The organism is Paenibacillus peoriae (assembly GCF_022531965.1).
GTDB lineage: Bacteria > Bacillota > Bacilli > Paenibacillales > Paenibacillaceae > Paenibacillus > Paenibacillus polymyxa_D.
Window position 1 is genome coordinate 3,583,020 of record NZ_CP092831.1, and the last position, 22,692, is coordinate 3,605,711.

General features: G+C 46.6%; 16 protein-coding genes and 1 tRNA gene. 8 read left to right on the top strand and 9 right to left on the bottom strand.

Annotated features, from left to right (window positions below; all coding sequences use genetic code 11):
* Positions 1 to 7 precede the first annotated feature (7 nt).
* Complete coding sequence (locus MLD56_RS15740; protein WP_029517664.1) at positions 8 to 766, top strand: MBL fold metallo-hydrolase; 759 nt, start codon at positions 8 to 10, stop codon at positions 764 to 766.
* Positions 767 to 888: 122 nt separating this feature from the next.
* Here MLD56_RS15740 and MLD56_RS15745 read toward each other — a convergent pair whose 3' ends face one another.
* Together MLD56_RS15745 and MLD56_RS15750 are read right to left on the bottom strand one after the other, a co-directional pair.
* Entirely contained in the window at positions 889 to 1,125 is a 237-nt protein-coding gene (locus MLD56_RS15745; RefSeq protein ID WP_029517665.1) for a DUF3892 domain-containing protein, read from the bottom strand.
* A gap of 87 nt (positions 1,126 to 1,212) precedes the next feature.
* Positions 1,213 to 1,656 (bottom strand): GNAT family N-acetyltransferase, encoded by a 444-nt coding sequence (locus MLD56_RS15750; protein WP_029517666.1) that lies wholly within the window; start codon positions 1,654 to 1,656, stop codon positions 1,213 to 1,215.
* Positions 1,657 to 1,798: 142 nt separating this feature from the next.
* Here MLD56_RS15750 and MLD56_RS15755 point away from each other — a divergent pair.
* Positions 1,799 to 1,870: transfer RNA gene (locus MLD56_RS15755), tRNA-Val, on the top strand.
* A gap of 249 nt (positions 1,871 to 2,119) precedes the next feature.
* Here MLD56_RS15755 and nirD read toward each other — a convergent pair.
* Positions 2,120 to 2,449 carry a nitrite reductase small subunit NirD gene (nirD, locus tag MLD56_RS15760; protein ID WP_029517667.1) on the bottom strand — a complete coding sequence of 110 codons (330 nt, stop codon included), beginning with the start codon at positions 2,447 to 2,449 and terminating at the stop codon, positions 2,120 to 2,122.
* A 12-nt stretch (positions 2,450 to 2,461) separates the two neighbouring features.
* Positions 2,462 to 4,894, bottom strand: a complete 2,433-nt coding sequence (gene nirB, locus MLD56_RS15765; RefSeq protein WP_241113302.1) for a nitrite reductase large subunit NirB — start codon at positions 4,892 to 4,894, stop codon at positions 2,462 to 2,464.
* Between the two features lie 445 nt (positions 4,895 to 5,339).
* On the opposite strand from nirB (MLD56_RS15765), the gene MLD56_RS15770 reads away from it, so the two are divergent.
* Together MLD56_RS15770 and MLD56_RS15775 are read left to right on the top strand one after the other, a co-directional pair.
* The gene (locus MLD56_RS15770; RefSeq protein ID WP_029517669.1) at positions 5,340 to 5,942 is read left to right on the top strand and encodes an ANTAR domain-containing response regulator; all 603 of its coding nucleotides are present in this window, start codon (positions 5,340 to 5,342) and stop codon (positions 5,940 to 5,942) included.
* A 19-nt stretch (positions 5,943 to 5,961) separates the two neighbouring features.
* Positions 5,962 to 7,035, top strand: a complete 1,074-nt coding sequence (locus MLD56_RS15775) for an anthranilate phosphoribosyltransferase (protein WP_029517670.1) — start codon at positions 5,962 to 5,964, stop codon at positions 7,033 to 7,035.
* A 125-nt stretch (positions 7,036 to 7,160) separates the two neighbouring features.
* Here the strand turns inward: MLD56_RS15775 and nasC are convergent, their stop codons facing one another.
* Both nasC and nirB (MLD56_RS15785) read right to left on the bottom strand, forming a co-directional pair.
* On the bottom strand, positions 7,161 to 9,341 hold the full coding sequence (nasC, locus tag MLD56_RS15780) for an assimilatory nitrate reductase catalytic subunit NasC (protein ID WP_241113519.1): 2,181 nt from the start codon (positions 9,339 to 9,341) through the stop codon (positions 7,161 to 7,163).
* A gap of 81 nt (positions 9,342 to 9,422) precedes the next feature.
* The gene (nirB, locus tag MLD56_RS15785; RefSeq protein ID WP_241113303.1) at positions 9,423 to 11,597 is read right to left on the bottom strand and encodes a nitrite reductase large subunit NirB; all 2,175 of its coding nucleotides are present in this window, start codon (positions 11,595 to 11,597) and stop codon (positions 9,423 to 9,425) included.
* Positions 11,598 to 12,016: 419 nt separating this feature from the next.
* Between nirB (MLD56_RS15785) and MLD56_RS15790 the strand changes: the two genes are divergently transcribed.
* The 4 genes from MLD56_RS15790 to MLD56_RS15805 all read left to right on the top strand — a co-directional run bounded on the left by MLD56_RS15790 (position 12,017) and on the right by MLD56_RS15805 (position 18,521).
* Positions 12,017 to 13,258: a nitrate/nitrite transporter gene (locus MLD56_RS15790; protein ID WP_029517674.1), complete on the top strand. Its 1,242-nt coding sequence runs from the start codon at positions 12,017 to 12,019 to the stop codon at positions 13,256 to 13,258.
* Positions 13,259 to 13,653: 395 nt separating this feature from the next.
* The gene (locus tag MLD56_RS15795; protein WP_029517675.1) at positions 13,654 to 15,372 is read left to right on the top strand and encodes an NAD-dependent malic enzyme; all 1,719 of its coding nucleotides are present in this window, start codon (positions 13,654 to 13,656) and stop codon (positions 15,370 to 15,372) included.
* A 99-nt stretch (positions 15,373 to 15,471) separates the two neighbouring features.
* Complete coding sequence (locus MLD56_RS15800) at positions 15,472 to 16,431, top strand: AEC family transporter (protein ID WP_029517676.1); 960 nt, start codon at positions 15,472 to 15,474, stop codon at positions 16,429 to 16,431.
* 326 nt (positions 16,432 to 16,757) lie between these two features.
* Complete coding sequence (locus tag MLD56_RS15805) at positions 16,758 to 18,521, top strand: methyl-accepting chemotaxis protein (RefSeq protein ID WP_029517677.1); 1,764 nt, start codon at positions 16,758 to 16,760, stop codon at positions 18,519 to 18,521.
* 96 nt (positions 18,522 to 18,617) lie between these two features.
* Here MLD56_RS15805 and MLD56_RS15810 read toward each other — a convergent pair whose 3' ends face one another.
* The 3 genes from MLD56_RS15810 to MLD56_RS15820 are packed head-to-tail and all read right to left on the bottom strand — an operon-like array spanning position 18,618 to position 22,689.
* The gene (locus MLD56_RS15810; RefSeq protein ID WP_029517678.1) at positions 18,618 to 19,670 is read right to left on the bottom strand and encodes a glycoside hydrolase family 53 protein; all 1,053 of its coding nucleotides are present in this window, start codon (positions 19,668 to 19,670) and stop codon (positions 18,618 to 18,620) included.
* On the bottom strand, positions 19,667 to 21,784 hold the full coding sequence (locus tag MLD56_RS15815) for a beta-galactosidase (protein ID WP_029517679.1): 2,118 nt from the start codon (positions 21,782 to 21,784) through the stop codon (positions 19,667 to 19,669). The genes MLD56_RS15810 and MLD56_RS15815 overlap by 4 nt, the downstream gene beginning before the upstream one ends.
* Positions 21,785 to 21,810: 26 nt before the next feature.
* On the bottom strand, positions 21,811 to 22,689 hold the full coding sequence (locus tag MLD56_RS15820; protein ID WP_029517680.1) for a carbohydrate ABC transporter permease: 879 nt from the start codon (positions 22,687 to 22,689) through the stop codon (positions 21,811 to 21,813).
* Positions 22,690 to 22,692: the final 3 nt, after the last annotated feature.

The following is a 22,692-nucleotide window of genomic DNA, read 5'->3' on the forward strand; positions in this document are numbered from 1 at the left end:
ATCCATTATGAGCCTAACGATACAAATGCTTGGCACAGGCAGTGCCTTTGCCAAACATTATTACAACAACAACGCGCTGCTGGACAGCGGAGAAGGCAAACTGCTAATCGATTGTGGTACAACCGCTTCGTTAGCATTACACCAAATGCGCGTTCCTTTGCCTGATATTGACGCCATTTTAATCACACATATTCACGCAGATCATGTCGGAGGTTTGGAGGAATTCGGTTTTCAAATGAACATTCTCCATCGTCGCAAGCCTCTACTTTATATCGCCGAACCCCTAATCCACCCTTTATGGGAGCATACACTCAAGGGCGGGATGTCACAGCAGGGTATGATTGACAAGCTTGAAGATGTATTCGAGGTAAACGTAATAACGCTTGGTGTGCCCACTACATTAGTATCCGGTATCCAGGTGGAGCTGATCCCTACACGGCATATTCCTGGTAAAAACAGTTATTCCTTATTCATAAATGACCGACTTTTTTATAGTGCAGATATGGTTTTTGACCCTGATTTGCTTCATCATCTGGTGCATGAACGAGGATGTCGGAGTATTCTGCATGAGGTTCAATTACAAGATGCCGGAGAAGTCCATACGACGTTGAACGAGCTGCTAAGCTTGGCGCCATCTCTTCAAGAGCGGATTCATTTGATGCACTATAGTGATGATATGGAACAATTCAGGGATAAAGCTGGCGTCATGTCCTTTCTGGAACAGCAACGATTATATCAACTTGCAGAGTTGGAACGTGCAGAGTAGCATGCTAAATACAGCTTAACAATTAACAAAAAGCCGCCTGGCTATCCTTTGTAGGAAAGCCAGGCGGCTTGCTAGTTCTTGAATATATTGATGAACTTGCATTCTAATGTTGCGAGTTAAGGTCAGAACAATGGCAGTTGATCCAGGTTATTAGAAGGATCTCCGTCGGCATCTCCCCGAATTCGTTTGCTGCCATCCTTGGCCTTGAAAACGTTAACGCCTGCAATTGAGCCTGTCTCAATCTCATTCAAAGCTTGGCTATAATCTAAAATTCGACCGGTAGATGTCTGAAAAGACGTAAGGTCGCCATCCCCGTTTTTACGTACTGCTGTAATTTGCTCCCGTTCTGTATTAGCCATGCTGTATCGCTCCTTATCCATAATATAGTGGAGGAACTTTTACTAGCATGCGCATTGTACAGATTTGTATGCACCTTGCGCTGCCGACTACAACTTTTTGCGCATACGAACATGCGGTATTCCCGCATCGTCAAAAGGTTCATCGGAGATCGTCTCGTAGCCAAGCTTTTCGTAAAACTTCTCGGCTTGACATTGGGCATCTAGCAACGAGTATCTTAACCCCAATTCACGTGCACGTTCCTCCAGTGCTAGCAGTAATACACGTCCATAGCCTGCGGCACGATGCTCCTTGAGAACGGCAATACGTTGCATTTTAGCTGTATCTTCCTCATAGTATGTCAACCGACCAGTGGCCACCATTTCACCATGTTCACAAATTAGCAAATGATGGGCCGTATCTCCCAGCTTGTCATAATGGTCAATTTCTAAATCGAGAGGAACCTTTTGCTCATCGACAAACACTTTGGTACGGATCGATATTGCCTCCTGTAGCTGCTCCTCTGTTGTTACACTTATAATTTCTGCGGCCATCACCTGTTCCCCCTATCATTAACTCCAAATTTGTAAACTCACTAAATTCGAATTATATATATAAATGGTCATGAAGTACAGGCTGACTTCTATTTTTTCACTTTACATATATGGTTAATACATGATATTATCTAATAACCGAAGGACGGTAGCTCAGCGGGAGAGCATTATCTTGACAGGGTAAGGGTCATGGGTTCGATCCCCATCCGTCCTATTTGTCAAAAGCCTTGATATTCAAGGCTTTTTTGTTTGTCTAGAGATAAATCCAGTTATCCTGTTTTTTAATCAAAATGATACTTATAAGATAAAAAAGCCGCCCGGAAAGATAGGGTCGACTTTTCTGTATACTCAGATCATTGTAATTTAACAATGTCATTTTTTCTTCAGCAAAGCTTTTCACCTTAATCCTTCTATTTATATAGAAGAAAAAAAACAGGACCTCAGCACAATACGCATAGAACTCTTAGATTACGATATAAACCGCCCCGCTCTCACCGTCAATCTCCGTCGGGTAAGCAGTCACACATCCAGTATCTGGCTCTTGCACCCGGCCAGTGGAAAGGTCAACTTTCCAGTCATGGAGCGGACAATGGATTGCTGAGCCACATATCATTCCTTCGGATAACCGTCCCCCTTTGTGCGGACAACGATTCTCAAGTGCATGCACGCTGCCATCGCTCAGACGGAATACAGCTATTTCTGTATCATGAATGCGAACTGTCCTTGCTCCACGTCGGTCAATTTCGTTCAAATTAGCTATTCTGATTCTGTTGGTTGTCGTATTGGTCTCCATTTTGTCAGCCCCCTATTCCATTACTGGCTTAAGTTCCGGCAGCTGCACAAAATTTTTGCGCAGCTCTTCGTTGTGAATAATTTCGTGCCACGGATCAGTCGTCGTGCTTAATGTCTCTTCTATTCTGGTCACCAGTTGCTTCCTCGTCTCTGCATCCGAAAGTGCCTGTTTGATGGATTCCACTCCGACCCGTTCCAACCAATGGGCTGTGCGTTCGTTCCAATTGGCCTGCTCACGATAATACTGCAGATAGGCACCGGTCCATTCCATCACTTCATCCTCGGTTCTAACGGTACAAAGTAGTTCAGCTGCCCGAACCTTGATACCCCCGTTACCTCCAACGTAGATCCCCCAGCCACCGTCAATAGCAACGACGCCCAAATCCTTGATCGTCGCTTCAGCGCAGTTACGCGGGCAACCGGACACAGCCAGTTTGACTTTGGATGGAGCATTCAGACGTTCAAATGCCTTTTCCAACCGGATGCCCATCCCCATAGCATCCTGCGTGCCAAAGCGGCAAAAGGTATTACCTACACACGTCTTAACCGTTCGCAGCGTCTTTCCATAGGCATATCCAGACGGCATATCCAACTCGGCCCAGATCCCTGGCAAATCCTCTTTTTTCACACCAAGCAGGTCAAGACGTTGACCACCCGTAAATTTAACCAGAGGCACATTGTATTTCTCCGCGACAGCAGCAATTTTCTTCAGGTCGGCAGGTGAAGTAACTCCTCCATAAATGCGGGGCACGACAGAATAGGTGCCATCTTTTTGTATATTGGCATGGTACCGTTCATTCGTAAATCTGGATTCCTTCTCATCTTCATAATCCAGTGGCCATAGCATACCTAGATAATAATTGAGGGCCGGCCGACATTTAGTGCAACCTTCCGGTTCGTTCCATCCCAGCACATTCATCACTTCTTTGACACTCTTTAATCCCATCTCCCGAATGCCATCAATGATCGCTTCCCGGTCAAGCGTCGTACAACTACAAATACCCTCTTTCATCGTTTCTCCGGCTTCTGCGCCTGCGTATAGCTGTAAGAGTCCCTCCACTAATGGCTTGCAGCCGCCACATGAGGCCGATGCTTTTGTGCATGCCTTAATCTCCCCGACACTCCGGCAGCCAGCCGCAACCGCCTCTCCAATGTCACCCTTGGATACACCATTACATCCACATACAATTTCGTCATCAGGCATCTGCTCCAGCATCATGGAGCCACTAGCTTCTGGTTGACCAGGATTGAAGCCAAGTAATAACTCTTTCTCTCGGCCAACCACCGACTCGCCACTTTTGATCAACGAAAACAGCATGGCTCCGTCAGACGTATCCCCAAACAGAACGGCTCCGATCAGTTTTTCTTCCTTGATTACGATTTTTTTGTAGACGCTACCAATATCATCCTGATACCGCAGGGAACGTGTTCCCGGTTCATCCTTGTAATCCCCTGCTGAAAACACGTCGACACCCGATACCTTCAACCTTGTCGAGGTAACTGAACCACTGTAGCCGGGAGTCTCCATTCCCGCGAGTCGCTGAGCCAGTACACCACCTTGCTCATATAATGGAGCAACCAGCCCGTAAGTGATTCCCCGGTGTTCTGCACATTCTCCAACGGCGTAGATGCCGGGGATATTCGTTTCCATGTGATCATTTACGATGATCCCGCGGTTTACAGGGATTCCCGCCGACACCGCCAGTTCAATGTCTGGTTTGATGCCTACCGCCATAACGATCAGATCCGCTTCCAACTCGCTGCCATCGGCAAATTTCAACCCTTCCACGCGGCGACGTCCTGTTATAGCCGCCGTCCGCTTATTGACCAGAAATGTCATTCCCTGCTCTTCCAGCTCGCGCCGTAGCATAAGGGAAGCAGCCTCATCCAGCTGCCGATCCATAATATATCCGTTAATATGGATAACTGTGACGTCCATCCCCAAGTTAAGCAGCCCCCTGGCTGCCTCTAGTCCAAGCAATCCGCCACCGATGACGGCTGCTTTTTTGTGCGTCTTCGCCGTCTCCATCATCGTTTCACAGTCACGAATATCCCGGAAACCGATAACACCATCCTTGTCGGCCCCTGGAAGCGGCAGAATAAAGGCTTTAGACCCCGTTGCCAACAACAACAAATCATAAGAGATGCATACGCCGGAGCGTGATGTCACCTGCTGCTTTTCCGTGTCGATAGCTGTGACAGGATCATTGGTATACAATCGAATATTGTTGTCTTCATACCAACTCCAGTCGTTGATGACAATATCCTGCAAACCAGCCCCTCCCGCCAGAACGGAAGACAGCATGATCCGGTTATAGTTTGGATGGGGCTCGGCCCCGAATACCGTAATCTCATAGCTACCTGGTGCAAGCTTCAGCAAATGTTCGAGAGTGCGTATCCCCGCCATTCCGTTGCCGATCAACACTAACTTTTGGATATTGTTCATCAGGTCACTCCCCTTCCATTTGTATCCTCAAAACATAAAAAGCCCGCTTCACATATGGGGATTCAAAATATCCCCCACATGAGAAAACAGGCTCCATTGCCGTTTCATCGAATACGCCGTTGTATCCATCAGAGTATGGAATTAAAAAGTATTGTAGCTAATATATAATGGTTCAAATGATATGTCAACATTCCTTACGCATTAACTTATAAAAAATTATATTTTATCACCATGTAACATGTCTATGACGTATAAAATATCACTCCCCTACAAAATTAGGATTGATTTTCAGACCAAAACACGCCAAAATGGTTTAAAAGTCCGTTTTAACTTGATGATGGTGGAAAAATAAAGCAAACGGATAAAATCCAATGTCATATTTGTTATCAATGAATACCATCCCCATCGCTAACTACCCTTCATATTACAGAGAGGAGGAGCCCGCTTGCGTTCCTTGTTGGTAATTCACTTACATTCTGACCATGTATCTGAGCAGACACACGCCGTTTCCTCATGGCAGGCAGGACCTGAAAACCTTTTAGAATCCAACGGATACCTAACTCTGCCCTGCCGCAATGAATCTGAAATCAAACAGCTAATCCTTAATGCAGATGCGGCGGTACTAGACATGCCTGTCGGCACGATCAGCATGTGGGGTGGCAGGCTGGAGCAAGCCAAAGCAGTCCCGTTGCTCTGGTGGTGCAGCGCAGAATCAGCGTTATCATCGACAGAGGCTTGTGAAGCTGATGTCACTGTTGATGGCATTCTAACCCCTTCTATGGCAGCCCATGAGCTGAATTGGGCTCTTCATTTTAGTGCCAAACGCTTTTTTGAACGCCAGCACTGGCAAAGTGAACGCAAGCAACTGACCGCTCGGTTGGAAGAACGCAAATGGATTGATATGGCGAAAGGAATACTTGGAGAAGTAAACGGTATCCCGGAAGCGGAAGCATATGATGTGCTGCGGAAAAAAGCAATGAACGAACGCAAACGTATCGTTGATGTGGCAATTTCCATCGTCAAAGCACAGCAAATGCTAAAAGCATAAATCTGAAAGGGGCCTGAACATGAATATCATAGAAATATTAAAAGAAGTGGGTCGTGGCAAAAGGGGCGCCCGGGATCTGAATTACGCCGAAGCCGAAGCTGCTGCCGAACTTATTATGACCCAGTCAGCAACCCCTGCTCAAATCGGAGCTTTCTTTGCCGCGGAGCGCATTAAAATGGAGAGTGTTGGCGAGCTGGAAGCATTCGTAAACGTCTGCCGTAAATATACCCATCGCTACCCGATGCATAAAGGTATTGATTTCGCCGGTCCGTATGATGGCAGGAAGTCTTCATTTATTGCCACCTTCGCAACGGCCTTTCTACTCGCCTCATGCGGAATTCCTGTAACGATGCATGGTAGTGCACCCCTCCCTCCCAAATGGGGTGTTACGCTCCCGCTTTTATTGCAGGAAATGGGAGTAACGCCCCGGAACATGACGCGTGAAATCGCCGTTCATGCCGCGAAGCTGACTGGTGTACTGTTCGTAGCCTCCGAACAGTGGTGTGTGCCCCTGCGAGATATGCGGCCCATTCGCGAAGAACTGGGGCTTCGCACAGTGCTGAATACTGCCGAGAAACTGGTTGATTACGGTTCTTCCCCATATATTGTATTCGGCGTTTTCCACAATACCGTGTTCGAAAAGACGGCGAAACTCATACAAAATCTGAATTACCACAGAGCTCTGATCGTCCAAGGGAGCGAAGGATCGGAGGATCTGTTCATCGATCGGCCGACCCGGACTTACCTGCTTGCTAACGGCGAGGTATCATTACAGGTTATTGATCCGGAAATGTACGGACTGGATTCGGTGGTACCAGAGCATAACTGGACCCCCGCTGAACAACTGCGCATTACGGAGGAAGTGCTACAAGGCATAGCTTCTTTAGCCTTTTCGAATCAAGTGTTACTCAACAGTGCGGTCCGACTGTTCGTTGCAGGGCGAGTTGACTCCATAGAGGAAGGTTTGTATACCTGCAAACCGCTGCTAGAAAATGGGCACGCCTGGGGTTTGTATTGTCACTGGCGGGAAGCCATGCTCAGAACAGAAATAAAAACGGGAGCAGACAGATCTGAAACCCGATTGCATTTATAATTACTGGCGTCACGCAGTCTGTGATTACGAGCCCTAAACTGTCCAACTCAAAAAGGCTAGCTCCCTCACTCATACAAGGGGGCTGGCCTTTTATGCAAAGAAAAAGTCACTTACTCCGTCCTGCTCTAGAACTCCGACCATTCCTCGTTATCTGCACTGGTTGCGGCTGCAGCCAGATGAAGGGGACGGATGCGTACAGCTGCCGTTTTGAAGCCAGGCATCCGACAGAACGGATCAAGATCAGGGCGGGTCGCCCGATTAACATTTTGTATCCCACCCCAATGCATGGGCACGAAGAGCGTATCTTCGCGGATATGTGGTTTGATCCGGCTGCGGACAGTGAAGCTGCCGCGCTGTGATGCTATTTCTACCCACTCCCCGTCCCTGATGTGCCAGCGTCGCGCTGTCCGCGGATGAATTTCCACATAATTCTCAATCTCTCGCGCGGCCAGCGACGGACTTCTGCGCGTTTGTGCACCGGTCAAATAGTGAGCCAGTACACGGCCGTTCGTCAAAATAAGCGGGTACTCCTCTGATATCTCCTCTCCTGCTCCACAGCTTTCAACCACCGTAAAAACAGCCTTTTGATCAGAATGGGCAAAGGTTTCCCGAAACATTGTATCCATACCGGCTCTGTCCGTAGACGGGCATGGCCAATATACTCCTTCTTCACGACGCAGCCTGTCGTATGTGATCCCGTAGTAATCGGAAGGACCGCCCCGGCTGGCGAGCCGCAGTTCTTCAAAGATATGCTCGGCATCCCTGTACGAGAAATAGCCGCCCTTGTTTAGCTTTGCAGCCACCTGACACAAAATGTTCCAGTCATCTCTAGCCTCGCCTGGTGCGGGCCTCGCCGCTTCCCGTAGCAGAACGCGGCCCTCCAGATTGGTCATCGTCCCCATATTCTCCAAATAAGATGTCACAGGCAAAACAACGTCAGCCATTCGCGCGGTTTCCGTGAGAAACATATCCGCCACAACCAGCAGATTCAGCTTTTTGAGGGCTTTCTCCACCAGCCGGACATTCGGGTTAGATACAATAGGATTAGAGCCCATCACGAACAAAGCTTGGATTTGTTTCTGATGGACAAGCTCCATCATTTCATAGGCGGACACCCCTTTTCCTGGCAAACTGCTTGGTTTCACTCCCCATACGGACGCCACATAGGCTCGATCTTCTTCATCCTCAATCGATCTGTAACCAGGAAGCTGGTCAGCCTTTTGGCCGTGCTCTCGTCCCCCTTGCCCGTTTCCCTGACCTGTGATAGCTCCATAACCGCATCCTTCCCTTCCAATCTTGCCAGTGGCCAGCACCAGATTAAGAAATGCACGCACCGCCATATGTCCATCTGTCTGCTGTTCAACACCCCTGGCCGTAAAAACGATGCCCGTCTCCACACTGCCAAAGGCACGTGCTGCCTGCTGGATCATTTCTACTTCAATTCCGCACAACGCAGCCGATTCTCTCAGATCCACACCCTTCAAATGAGTCAACAGCTGGTCATAGCCGTTGGTCCGCTTGCGGATAAACTCTTCATTCGCAAATCCCTCATCCACGATGACCTTTAGCATGGCATTGGCCAGCACAGCATCCGTACCCGGCTTGATTTGCAGGTGCAAATCAGCGGCGGCCGCCGTTGGTGTCGCGCGCGGGTCAATTACGATGACAAAGGCGCCGTTTTCCTTCGCCTGGTGAAAGTAAGGCATTAAGGTCGGCTGGCATTCAGCGATATTCGTACCTGCGAGCACAATACAACGAGCCAACGGAATATCAGCCAGCCTGCAGGTCAGTCCGCGATCAATGCCAAACACTTTACTGCCAGCGGATGCCGCTGCCGACATGCAGAAGCGCCCGTTATAGTCGATATATCGCGTACCTACAGCCACTCTTGCAAATTTGCCGAGTAAATAAGCCGTTTCATTGGAGAGTGAACCTCCACCGTAAATTCCGATTGCATCAGGACCTTGTGTGGACAGTAGCGTAGAGAAACTGCTAGCTATAGTATCCAACGCCTCCTCCCACTTGACGGGAACCAGTTGGCCCTCTTTGCGAATGAGGGGCTGTACCAGCCTTTCCGCATGAGTCGCATGCTGATGCGCATTCATTCCCTTGATGCACAACCTACCCTGCGAGGCTGCATTATGCTTCCCTTCCGCCTTATACACTGTACGAATGATACCCGCAAGTGTCTCTGTACCCGTGCTAACGGTCATCTTACATTGCACGCTGCAAAACGGGCACTGCGTATCCATTACTGACGGTACATGTAGCCCAGCTTCCGGTTTGCCTTCTCCCGACTGACACATCAAAGCCACCTTCCTTTCGCCATTTTTCGGAATTTTATCGTCTGCACGATAGATAATTCGCCATAACTCCAACTCAACCCGTCATCCTGTCAGCATTGTGGTCCGCAGACTACCCGCTAGACCACTTCGAAGAGCAGCGTCAAGCACACTTTCCCGTAATGCCAGAACACCAGTCCTTTCAATCCACTCCCACATTTTTTCCCCATACCGGGCACTATGTCGGTATATTTGCAAGCAAGTTGCAGTCAGCAGAACCGCTTCTGTCGGGTCTTCCTCCAATCCAAGCAGGTGCCCCTGGCGAACCGGATGCTCTGCCTGGCCACCCGCATAGACCTCCCAGCCTGCTGGAGAACGAGATATTCCAATATCGTGGACAAGTACACCTCCGGGATACGCCGATCCAGGACAAATAGCAACTCTAACTAATGCTGGCAATGCGAGACTTCCCCATAAAGTTGCCAACCGCTCTCTTAGCCAGGCTACTTCTACAAATGCCTGATCCATCAGATCCGACTCAACAAAAGACCGATCCTCGGCATTTAGGTTCGTAAAGCGCAGACCCGCAGAGGGCGCCTCTCCTCCGTACTGCGGTGTGACCTGAACCGCAACGCCAGCCCCTAATGGATTTGTCGCAGATCTGTCGCGCAACCCGAGAGATTCCAAGTAATAAAGTACAGCCGGACGACACAATTCACACCCCTGCTGTCTAGTCCAACCGAGACGGGATACTACTTCACCTGGAGTCTGACAGATTGCGTCCACCATAGCTGTTTTAAGCGAATCATGATCGTAATGCGTACATCCACAAACAGGGACAATTTCTTGGGCGGTTGGAGTAACTACAGGTCCGGAATCTGTGGATCGGGACAAACTATTTTTGACCAGTGCAGCCACCAGCGGCCGACATCCCCCACAGGAACCGGACGCTTTGGTCCGGCTCTTCACCTCTTCCACCGTCTTCAGCTTATCCGTGGCAATCGCTCGCAAAATAGCCCCCTTACTCACGCCGTTGCACGCACATACCGTTTCTTCTTCCGGCAGTGCGGCTGCCGCATCCTCTGCTTTGCTCCGGCTGTTATCCCGGGATGTAAGCTCTGTAGCGGACGCCCCGCGCCGTACCATTCCGAGCAACGAGGTACTTTCCGCCGTATCTCCGTACAAAATGGCGCCAGTGACAGCACCGCCGTGCATCATCACTTTTTTATAAACCTCCAGCATCCCGTTATATTCCATAACTGCTGTCTCGTTTCCCTCATCGCGAATGTCTCCTGCGGAAAACACATGGATCCCCGCTACCTTGAGCTGCGCATACGGAATCGTCCCTTCATAGGGAGCCGTTTCACGACCACAAATAACTTTTGCCAGCACTTTGCCCTGCTCATATAGCGGCGCCACCAGTCCGTATGAAATCCCCCGGTGCTCAGCACATTCGCCGACGGCATAAATACCAGGAATACTCGTGCGCATATAATCATCCACGACAATGGCGCGGTTTACAGTCAGACCGCTATCCTGAGCTAATTCGATATTCGGTCGGATACCAACCGCCAGCACAACCAAATCCGTGTCCAGCCTGTTCCCGTCCGCAAACATCAAGCCTTGCGCCCTGTTTCGGCCTATGATGTTGACCGTTTCCTTCGCCAAATGAAACCTCATGCCCTGTTCCTTCAACTTTCGCTGCAGAAGCACAGCTGCCGTCCGGTCAAGCTGACGGTTCATAAGATACTGCGCATTATGAACAACCTCAGTTTCCATCCCTAGATTCAGCAGGCCTTGAGCAGCTTCAAGTCCTAACAGCCCCCCTCCGATAACCGTGGCCCTGCGGTATGTTTTGGCATATCTAGCCATGGTTTCACAATCATTCACATCACGAAAAGCAATTACTCCCTGTTTTCGCACTCCAGGAATGGGCGGAATGAAAGGTAATGAGCCCGTTGCCAATATGAGCATGTCATAAGGTTCTTTCATGCCGGATTCCGTTTCCACCATCCCGGTTGCAACATCAATACGACAGACGCGTTCACCCGCGTACAGCTTTACCCCGTTCTCTTCATACCAGTCCCAGTCATGGGTAACGATATGTTTAAATGAGCTCTCCTCCTGAAGCATTTTGGACAGGAGCACTCGGTTGTACCCGGGACGGGGCTCTGCACCAAATATCGTGATTTGGAACCGCTCTGGCTCCAAATTGAGTATTTCCTCCACACATTTGATGCCTGCCATACCATTGCCGACGACGACCAGTTTTTTCATCATGTTAAACCAGCCCCATTCTCAGAATAAAATAAGACAGAAAAAGCCCTTCTCCATTCAATGGAAAAGGGCACCGTTGCCGTAAAAGTCGGCACATCGTTGTGCCGATATGTATCTAAGATTACTGAATTGTGAATGTCATGTCAACATTCAATACATGAAAACTATATTTTCACCTTTTATTTAATTTTTTTCTCGCATTTGTGTTATGTATATTGACATACAATAGATCCTTTTTTATAATTTGAATTAAAATCACTCCAACGTGATCATACCAAGTCGACTCACAATGAAGTGTGTCAACCACGGCAATGAAGCCGCAAACCGTTTCCTAGATACCATGTAGGGGCGATTTGCGGCTTTTCATGTTCAAATTACATTTTGCAGACAAAGAACAACAATTAGAACAGGAGAGATGGAGAATGAACAAAAAAAGTTTCTGGAAAAGCGGACACAAGCCCACCTTATTTGGTTCCTTTCTGTATTTTGATATCAGTTTTATGATATGGGGGATGATCGGACCGTTGGCCGTTGTAATTGCCAATGATTATCCAATGGACCCTGTACAAAAAGCCAATCTTGTCGCTCTACCCATACTCGGTGGTTCCCTGCTGCGGCTCGTGCTCGGATTCATGTCGGATTATATCGGTCCCAAGCTCACAGGACAGATTGGTATGCTTGTCACGATCATCCCGCTTTTGCTCGGCTGGCTGTGGGTTGATTCGCTGGAGCAATTATACGTTGTTGCCCTACTCCTGGGCGTAGCTGGAGCTTCATTTGCAGCTGCGCTGCCGTTAGCCGGTCAATGGTACCCCAAAGAGCATCAAGGCTTGGCTATGGGAATTGCCGGAGCCGGTAATAGTGGTACCGTCCTTGCGACTTTGTTCGCCAACCGCATTGCTCAACATTTTGGCAGTTGGGAAGCCGTTTTCGGATTGGCCATCCTCCCCATCTTAATCGTCTTCATTCTGTTCAGTATTTTTGCCCGCAACAGCCCTCACCGCCCGGCACCAAAAAATCTGTCGCAATATGCTTCGGTGCTCAAACAGAGGGATGCCTGGGTATTCTGTGCCTTTTATTGCGTGACGTTTGGCGGATTCGTTGGCCTTTCTAATTATTTGACTATTTTCTTCAATACCCAGTATGGCCTCTCCGCGGTACATGCCGCCGATTTTGCAACCGTTTGTGTGATTGCCGGAAGCTTTTTTCGTCCTGTAGGTGGCTTTTTATCCGATCGGATTGGTGGTTCACGCATGCTAATGTACTTGTATGCGGGGGCCGGGATTATGCTCGCCGGCATTGCGTTTTTACCGCCACTTACCGTGGTAGTTGTGCTGCTGTTTGTAGGCATGATGTGCCTTGGCGCTGGCAACGGCTCTGTATTCCAGCTCGTGCCGCAGCGCTTCGGCAACGAAATCGGGCTCATGACCGGCATCGTCGGCGCTGCTGGTGGCATAGGCGGGTACTTTCTCCCTCTTATACTGGGTCATCTGTACAAATCAACGGGTTCCTATATGCCGGGCTTCATCTGTCTGAGCCTACTTACGTTCTGTGCCTTTACCCTCGTCATCATAATGCAATTGAAATGGCGTAACAGCTGGATGCGACGCTCTGCTACAGTTACTGATGAAGCCGTCAATCGCATTGGAGAATTAAATGCCTGATATTCATTAAATATAAAGCTGCGAAAAATATAAAGCTGCGAAGCATTGAATTGTCCCTCAACCATCCCTATAGCCCAAAAAATGGCTTAACTTCGTTTATATAAAATGAAGTTAAGCTATTTTTCATGCACACTCAATCGAATCACACCTATAAAAACTATGATAAACATCACATTAGATCAATATTTTCCGAAAATATTATGAAAATTAAATGAAATTTTCATTTAAAAACATTGAAAATCGCTTTTATTTTCATAATTTCTCTTATGTAAACACTTATATAACCATTTTTCACACAACATACTTGTTCACTTGGTTTAAAATAAGGCGTATACTTGTTCACGAATTGTTCAAGGATGAACTAAATGTAATTTTCTAGAAAGAAGGAATTAAAAATGCGTGCTTTTCATTTTACGGAAGACGGATCTATCGAAACCAAATTAACCGGAAAAGATCTACTTGCCAACCCACTGCTGAATAAAGGAGTGGCTTTTACCTTGGAAGAACGGAAACAACTTGGACTTGACGGTCTCCTTCCTCCTACGATATTAACTATTGAGGAGCAGGTTCAACGGGTTTACGAGCAATTTCAGAGCCAACCGGATAATTTGCGTAAAAATGTTGCGTTAAATGATCTTTTTAATCGCAATACGGTCCTTTATTATCGTTTGCTCTCTGAGCACCTAAGCGAAATGCTCCCGATTGTTTATACACCAACAGTAGGCCAGGCTATACAGGAATACAGTCATGAATATCACAAGCCTGGTGGTATGTATTTATCTATTGATAATCTGGCGGGTATTGGAGAGGCTTTTAAGAATTTGAACCTGGACCCTGATGATATCGACCTGATCGTAGCCACAGATTCCGAGAGTATTTTGGGAATCGGGGACTGGGGAGTCGGAGGTATTAATATCTCTATTGGTAAGCTTGCTGTGTATACAGCTGCTGCTGGTATAGATCCTAGCCGGGTGCTGGCAGTTGTTCTTGATGCAGGTACAAACAACGAGAAGCTATTGGAAGATCCTTTATATATGGGGAATCGTCACAAACGTGTACGTGGAGAACAATATGATCAATTTATTGACACTTATGTTCAGGCTGCACTTTCCTTTTTCCCGAATGCTCTGCTGCACTGGGAAGATTTGGGCAATGTCAATGCACGGAACATTATCAATAAATACGGAAATAGTATTTTGACTTTTAATGACGACATTCAAGGTACTGGAGCGGTTACACTCGCAGGTGTGATGTCCGGTGTTCAATTGTCCGGAATCCCACTGAGCAAGCATCGGGTTCTAGTCTTTGGTCCAGGAGCTGCCGGAATCGGCAATGCAGACCAAATTAGCGCCGCCATGATGCTGGAAGGACTGTCAGAAGCAGAAGCAAGACGTAACTTCTGGGCTTATGATTACCGTGGCCTGCTTACCAACGAAACAGAAGGACTTTTTCCATTTCAGGTTCCTTATGCGCGTGATGCTGCAGAATGCCGTGACTGGGAACATGCTGAAGATGGAAAAATCCCTCTGCTTGAAGTCATTCGCCGCGTGAAACCGACGATTATGATTGGTACTTCCGGTGTTAGTGGGGCATTTAGTGAGGAAATCGTTAAAGAAATGGCCAAACATACAGAACGTCCTATAATTATGCCTATGTCCAACCCGACTCCACTTGCAGAAGCAACTCCGCAAGATTTGATCCACTGGACCGAAGGAAAAGCCCTGATTGCAACAGGAAGTCCTTTTGAGCCGGTGATCTATAACAATATTAAGTTTGAAATTGGGCAATCCAACAATGCTTTCGTGTTCCCGGGTCTTGGTCTTGGCGCAATCGTGGTAAAATCCAAAATCATAACAGATAGCATGTTTGCAGCAGCTGCCCATGCAGTAGCTCAAATGGTGGATTTGTCGCAGCCTGGTGCTTCCCTGCTGCCAAAAATCAATGAATTACGCGAAGTATCTGAAGCGGTAGCCGTGGCTGTGGCCAAGGCAGCAGTTCAGGATGGAGTAGCGCGTCATCAACCGGACGATATCGCACAAGCAGTTCGAGATGCGATGTGGGACTGTAAATATAAACCCATCAAACAATATGGTCAGGAAGCGGTCCTGGTTTAAAAAATAGCGAACAACATCAAATTTATACTTGCATACGCAAAGTGATTATTTAACTGATGTCCGCCATTTTTGGCGGACATCTTCATTGGAGGCGACATCATGGCTACAGGTCATATTTTTATTATCTTAATTCCTATTTTCTTTGTCATTTTAATTGGTTATTTCGCAGGATTGTTTAAAGCTTTTAACCCCGCTTCTTCTAAGGGATTAAATACACTCGTGACGAAGTTTGCTCTACCCGCACATTTGTTTATTGGGATTACGACGACACCAAGAGAGACGTTGATTCAAAAGTGGCCCTTTCTTGTGGCTTTGCTACTTGGTGTAATCGGCTTTTATATTGTATTGCTCATTGTTTATCGCTTAATTGCCAAAAAAGGCCTGACTGAATCCTCTATGTTCGCATTGAATTCAACACAGCCTTCTTTTGCATTCATGGGAATTCCGGTTCTGGGCAGCTTGTTCGGAAGTGCGGCAGTCGCCATCCCGATTGCAATTACCGGGATCGTCGTTAATGCCATTCTTGATCCGCTTGCAAGTATTTTGGGAACGGTCGGCCAGCGCAAAACAACAGAATCCGACGGCACTAAAGGCAACTTATTTAAAGTCACTATGAAATCAGTCCTTCATGGACTCAGCGAGCCACTTGCCTGCGTACCTTTGTTTGGTGTCATATTGACTCTATGTGGATTCCACGCTCCGAAACTTTTACAATCCATGTTTGATCAAATCGGCAATGTTACCGCCGGTACAGCCCTATTTGCCATCGGGGTAACCATTGGTATCAAGAAGATTACGTTCAGTCCAAAAGCACTTAGCATTGCTGTGCTGAAAGCCATCGTAATGCCTATTGTTATGCTCGGTATTGCTGTTCTGATAGGACTATCCCATGAAGATGTAAGCAAAGCCGTACTGCTTGTCGCTTTTCCCGGCTCGGCTGTGGCCGCTATGATTGCTACCCGTTATGAAACACTGGAAACGGAAGCTGCATCTGCATTTGTTATTAGCTCAGTCTTATCGCTCATTTCACTACCCTTGCTCATTTCACTTCTTTTATAAGGGACAGAAAAGTTAAGAACCCTCAATTCAATCCAGGTATTTATAGGTGTAAAGCAAACCCGTTTGTCCTCATTTATCTTATTTTTTAAATATTGTCTGAACAATAAAGTGATTTAGTAAGAATTGAGTTGGAAAAACAACATAAATCCAGTTTGCCTACAAGCGGCGGCCCCATCGTTTCATTCACTAGGGGGCCGCCGTTCTTTTTGAATAACCTTCTACTCTCCCTTTTAATAAATACCTAACAATTAGAAAGCAAATTGTCGAAATATATATGGGGTAGGTTGTATATGAAACTAAATTGCTAATTCAAAGGAGAAGAAAACGTGAAAAACTTGAAGTGGAGAACTATGTCCTTTTTTGGTAAAAATCTATTAATCTCTTTTCTTAATATCGTATTAATAGGAGCTATTCTCATCACATCCAGCTATATACTTCAAAAGAACATTCTCACCACGCAGCTGCAAGATCAAGTTAAGGTATTGACTAAAAAATGGGCAGAAGATGTTGATAAAACAAAAGTACAACAAGCATTGAATGAAAAAGATTATAACGGCTCTGCTCAACAAGATCTACGCAAATTTCTCGATTCTATTCACGCCTTTTATCCGAATGTTGCCCAAGCTTACATATTTGGTACAGAGCTAACAGAAGGTAATCAGACCTCCATTATTGGCGTTCCCACAAATTTAGTCCAAGCTTTCCAAGACTTAAAGATGAACATTGGGGACATGTACACTCTTCCTGACGAAAATGCACAAGCCGTAAATAAAATGCTTCAATCTAATGAATCAGCATTAAGCAGCTTTTACACGGACGAATATGGCACATGGACTACCATTGTTTACCCGATTACAGATGCAAGCGGGAAAGTCACAAGTGCGATTTACTTTGACGTAGATGCGAGCTCTGTACCTACCGGCCTTCATAAATTGCTTGTATACGGTGTTTCACTGCTCATTCTGTTTCTTGCCATCTTCTTAACGATTCAATATTTACTGGTAAAGCGCACCCTCTCCCCGATTCGTAGCCTGATGAAGGGCATTGAAGAAGTCAGCGAGGGTAATCTGAATGTAAAAATCAAGACAGGTGAGGACGACCTTGGCATTATCAATCAAAAATTTAATTCTATGATCAAACGCCTTAACGATACAATGGTGAAAGTACAGGATACGACACAAGAAGTTACGGGATCTGCCCAGGAATTGTTAAGTATTAGCGAGAAAAACAGTACGAATACGAACGTCATTAACAGCAATATTCAGGAAATAACCCAGGGGCTTGAAGCTCAGGATCACGCAGCACATGAAAGCTCCAGAGCTATGAATGAAATGTCGACAGTTATCCAAACGATTGCCGAAAGCTCCTCTTCCGTAGCCGATCAAGCTTATTCTATGGAAAAACGCTCCGTTGAAGGCAATCAGGTAGCCCAAAAGCTTTCCTCTCAAATGGACTCCATCTCCACTACAATGGAAAGTACAGCTGATTCCGTTAATGCGCTGCAGAACCGTTCTAACGAAATCAGCAATATCGTCAGCATCATTACAGGCATTGCCAGTCAAACGAATCTGCTTGCACTGAACGCTTCTATTGAAGCTGCCAGAGTCGGTGAAGAAGGCAAAGGTTTTGCAGTCGTAGCAGGAGAAGTGCGTAATTTGGCTGAACAGTCTCAAGAGTCTGCCAAACAAATTGCAGAGCTTATTGAAGAAATCCAAAAAGAAATTGAACAGACTGTAAAAGGCATCAGCCTTGGTACAAAAGAAGTTCAGATTGGGCTAGAAGTTACGAAGCAAACAGGCGAAATGTTCTCTGAAATTTTAGATGCGTCTAATAAAGTGTCGTCACAAATTCAAGAGGTATCCAGCGCAACGGAGCAGATTTCAGCCAGCACGCAGGAAATGTCAGCTACCTCTGACGAGCTGTCTTCCACAGTTAGCAGAACAGTCGACAGCAGCAAACAAATTGAACAAACCATTGGAGAACAAGCTGAATCCATGGCTTCTATTGTCAAAGCTTCTGACAAGCTTACATTGATGTCTGGCGAGCTGGAAGAGCTTATTTCTTTCTTCAAGGTAAACCGAGAAGCCTAATTTTATAACTTCTAAATAGCCATAGATAACAGTAAAGAACCTCTAATCTGCATATAATGCGCATCAGAGGTTCTTTGATATACTCTTACGTACTTCTTAATTTATAAATCCTTCCAAAGCTGAAGTTGGCTTACCGTCAGCCTGCCAAGCACCTTTGTTATAACCCTGATTGTAACCTGGAGTTGCAGCAGGCTCCCAATAAAATACCCCTGTACCTTTACCGCCTCCGATGTTCCGAACCTTCGTTTTGATTGCAAATATAAATGACTTGGAAGCCGCAGGTTCACTATATTCCATCCCGATTTCACTGATGACAATACCTTTGCCGTATTTTGCAATGAGGTTATTGGCATTGGTAATCGTCTGATCCACCTTGCCCTGCCAGTCCGAAGGAGACGGATACAGAGACAGCCCGATGAGATCAAACTGAGCTCCATTATCAATCAGCCCGCCGATATTCCAGTTCAACACGGAATCATTATCTCCATTGGCTAAATGTACGATCGTTTTAGTACTACTGCTTACCGATTTTACAGCATTATTACCTGTATTGACGAGCCAGGCATAGTTTTTCATGTTCACCGAAGCTTTGCCATCTTCCCAGAGCATTCCATTGTTCGTCTCATTACCGATCTGCACCCAGTCCGGTGTTACCCCCTTGCTTTTCATCGTGTCCATAACATAGACCGTATGGGACCAGACTGCATCCATAAGTTGTGTAAATGTGAAATTGCGCCACGCATAAGGTTTGTTCTGTTGCCCTGGATCTGCCCAAGAATCACTATAATGTAGAGTCAGCATAACGCTCATACCTAACTTTTTAGCTCGTTGCGCCAGTTCTGCTGCCTTTTCGGCATTCATGTATCCGCTTGCATAATCTTTCATGTCAGGGTTTACCCACACACGGATACGCACCGAGTTGATCTGATAGTCATCTCGCAAAATTTGCAGTATATCTCGACGAACACCCTTCTTATCCTTCCAACTCATACCTTGCGCTTCCATTCCTGCTACCCAGCTTATATCTGCTCCTTTGGCGAAAGCAGGGGCGGCCGAAGCCGCACCCAACCCTACAGAACCGAACGGATACAATAAGCTGGATAACAAGATCAACATCGCAAATACCATCGTGCGGTTACCTGTTTTCATAAGTCATCTCCCATCCGAATTGTATACTTCTCATTGCGCTCTGTCTTTAAAACCTTAACAGCGTAGGCATCCAATTGAATGCTACCGTCATCTATCACATGATTTTCAAGCATATCCGCATAAGTTCGTCCATCCAACATAATCTTTTGCGGCTCATGCGTGAAATTCAATATGAAAATATAATCATGAACTCCATCGGTACGAATCGCCGTATTCACTCCATGAGGCAACTTCACATTGAGCGCTTTACTGATTCCTGCATCATCAATTAAACTTCTGTAAAAATGACTGTGGAATAGTCCGATGTTGCGTGATGCGATGTAATAAGCCTTTCCTTGTCCCAAACGGTTCACCGTCAAAGCTGGGCGTCCTGCATAAAAGTCTGAACCGTACACAGCCAGTACCTCTGCACCCTCTGTATGAATGAGATCACACAATTCTACAGCTTCATACTCCCCTTGCAGATCCAGCTCATTGCCTTCAACCGGCAAAATGTGATTACGGTCATGATCATGCAATCCGTCAATCTCTTCCGACCAGATCCCCAGCGTCTTACGAAGCGGGCCCGGAAAGCCTCCAAGGAAGCACAAATCATGTTCATCTACGATACCAGACCAATAGGTTGCTACGAAAATACCACCGTTTTCAACAAACTTCTGTATACGCTTCCCCACACCGCTGCGGACCATATATAACATCGGAGCTACCAAAAGTTTGTATTTGGAGAAATCTGCATCCATATGAATGACATCTACAGGCACACCCTGCTCCCACAGCGCCAAATAATGCGCTTCAGCTGTCTCCTCATATTTCACACCTTTGTTCCGCGGTCCCTGTGAATCGTTGATTCCCCAACGGTTCTCCCAGTCAAAAATGACTGCGGCCTCCGCCGGTACAGATGTACCGATAACCTCCTCCAATTTTTCCAGCGTATTACCGACATGGGTCACATCCCCGAATACCCGAGTGTGCTCATGTCCGACATGATCGACAACCGCACCATGCAGCTTTTCACTCGAACCGCGGCTTTTCCGCCACTGAAAATATTGAACGGTGTCTGACCCGTGTGCCACAGCCTGTAAAGACGAGAGCAGATGCATTCCCGGCCGCTTCAGCTTGCTAACGTCTTGCCAGTTCGTCAAACTTGGTGTACTCTCCATGAGCATCCAAGGCTTACCTCCCTTGATTGAACGAATAATATCGTGCATCATGGCCACTTTAGCAGCCTGAAGGCTATCATCCCCCTCACGGTCATGCCACGTTGGGTAACTATCCCAGGATATAACATCGAGCAGATCAGCAAACTTCCAGTAGTTCAATCCTTCAAAAAACTCCATCAAATTGGTTGTGACCGGAATTGCTGGATTTGCAGCCTTGAGCGGCACAATCTCATGCTTGATAAAATCTGCGGTCTGATCGGTCACAAACCGTCTCCAGTCCAAATTCATGGCATGAACCTGTGTTTCACCGTGAGGTGCCGGGGACTCAACTTGGCTCCAGTCCGTAATCGTATGACTCCAAAAGGTCGTCCACCATGCGTGATTTAGCTTGTCCAGCGTACCGTATTTATCCTGGACCCAAGCGCGAAATGCCTCCTGACAATAATCACAGTGGCAATCTCCACCAAATTCATTGGAAATATGCCAGCCAATAACAGCCGGATGGTTAGCATAACGCTCGGCTAGCTTCGTATTCATGATACGTACTTTTTCCCGGTAAACAGGCGATGTAGCACAGTGATTATGGCGAAACCCGTGCAGATTACGGACACGGTTAGCCTCCACACGCAGCACCTCAGGATATTTTTGTGACATCCAGGCTGGTCTTGCTCCACTAGGAGTAGCCAAAAATGCATAGATTCCGTTCTCAGCAAACGAATCCAGAATACGATCCAGCCACTCAAACGTAAATACACCTTCCTCAGGCTCCAATGATACCCATGAGAAAATGCCAACAGACATCACGTTACATTTGGCTAGTTTCATTAGACGAATATCCTCCGCTAACACCTCAGGGTAATGCTGCCATTGCTCCGGGTTATAGTCCGCTCCATGCAGCATACGTGGAATTCGCTCACTAATCGGGGGGTACTTAGTTATGTTTTGATACGTCACTGTAAATCATCTCCTTATTATTTCTATTACTCTTTGACGGAACCTAGCGTCATACCTTTAACAAAATACTTTTGTAAAAATGGATATACAATGAGAATAGGCGCTGCACCAATGAAAATTTGCGCTGCATTAACCGTCGTTTGAGAAAGTAATTCCATCTCCTTTGGACTCATGCTCATGGAACTCATGTCCTTCTGAATAATTACAGTTTGCAGGAACGTCGCGAGCGGATAGTCCTTTGCATTGCTCAAATAGAGTAGACCGTCAAACCAGGAGTTCCAATGAAATACCATACTAAACAGCGCAATCGTCGCAATGGAAGGCATGGATATCGGTAAAAAGATACTAAACAATGTCCGAAAATGTCCTGCTCCGTCGATCAATGCGGCCTCTTCCATCTCTTTGGGAATTCCTCTAAAAAAGTTCAACATAAGGATGACCAGAAATGTGTTGACCGCTCCTGGCAAAACAAGTACCCAGAAGCTATCCATGAGATGGATCTTTTGAATAACCATATAGAATGGAACCAGACCACCGTTAAAAATCATGCTGAACACGAACAACCATGAATATACGTTTCGGCTACGGAACACAGATGTTTCCTTTGAAAGTGGATAAGCAGCTAAAAAGGTAATCAGCAGTGTCAAGCCGGTTCCCAATACAGTCCGACAGACAGAAATCCAGATGGAGTGCAGAAAAATCGGGTTATTCATTGTCTTCTTATAGGCTTCTAATGAAAACTGCACTGGCCACAGTCCAACCAGATTGGCATCTGCTGCTGATTTAGCACTAAATGATACCGCCAACACATGAATCAGTGGAACGATACACATGATAGACAACATCACTAGTAAGCAAATATTAAACACATTGAAGATGCGGTATGGCGTTGTTTTATGATACATGAC

Excerpts from the sequence above, each read along its gene's own strand:
- MLD56_RS15740 (WP_029517664.1), top strand. The coding sequence starts at position 8 with ATGAGCCTAACGATACAAATGCTTGGCACAGGCAGTGCCTTTGCCAAA.
- MLD56_RS15745 (WP_029517665.1), bottom strand. The coding sequence starts at position 1,125 with ATGGCTAATACAGAACGGGAGCAAATTACAGCAGTACGTAAAAACGGG.
- MLD56_RS15750 (WP_029517666.1), bottom strand. The coding sequence starts at position 1,656 with ATGGCCGCAGAAATTATAAGTGTAACAACAGAGGAGCAGCTACAGGAG.
- nirD (WP_029517667.1), bottom strand. The coding sequence starts at position 2,449 with ATGGAGACCAATACGACAACCAACAGAATCAGAATAGCTAATTTGAAC.
- nirB (WP_241113302.1), bottom strand. The coding sequence starts at position 4,894 with ATGAACAATATCCAAAAGTTAGTGTTGATCGGCAACGGAATGGCGGGG.
- MLD56_RS15775 (WP_029517670.1), top strand. The coding sequence starts at position 5,962 with ATGAATATCATAGAAATATTAAAAGAAGTGGGTCGTGGCAAAAGGGGC.
- nasC (WP_241113519.1), bottom strand. The coding sequence starts at position 9,341 with ATGTGTCAGTCGGGAGAAGGCAAACCGGAAGCTGGGCTACATGTACCG.
- nirB (WP_241113303.1), bottom strand. The coding sequence starts at position 11,597 with ATGATGAAAAAACTGGTCGTCGTCGGCAATGGTATGGCAGGCATCAAA.
- MLD56_RS15790 (WP_029517674.1), top strand. The coding sequence starts at position 12,017 with ATGAACAAAAAAAGTTTCTGGAAAAGCGGACACAAGCCCACCTTATTT.
- MLD56_RS15795 (WP_029517675.1), top strand. The coding sequence starts at position 13,654 with ATGCGTGCTTTTCATTTTACGGAAGACGGATCTATCGAAACCAAATTA.
- MLD56_RS15800 (WP_029517676.1), top strand. The coding sequence starts at position 15,472 with ATGGCTACAGGTCATATTTTTATTATCTTAATTCCTATTTTCTTTGTC.
- MLD56_RS15810 (WP_029517678.1), bottom strand. The coding sequence starts at position 19,670 with ATGAAAACAGGTAACCGCACGATGGTATTTGCGATGTTGATCTTGTTA.
- MLD56_RS15820 (WP_029517680.1), bottom strand. The coding sequence starts at position 22,689 with ATGTATCATAAAACAACGCCATACCGCATCTTCAATGTGTTTAATATT.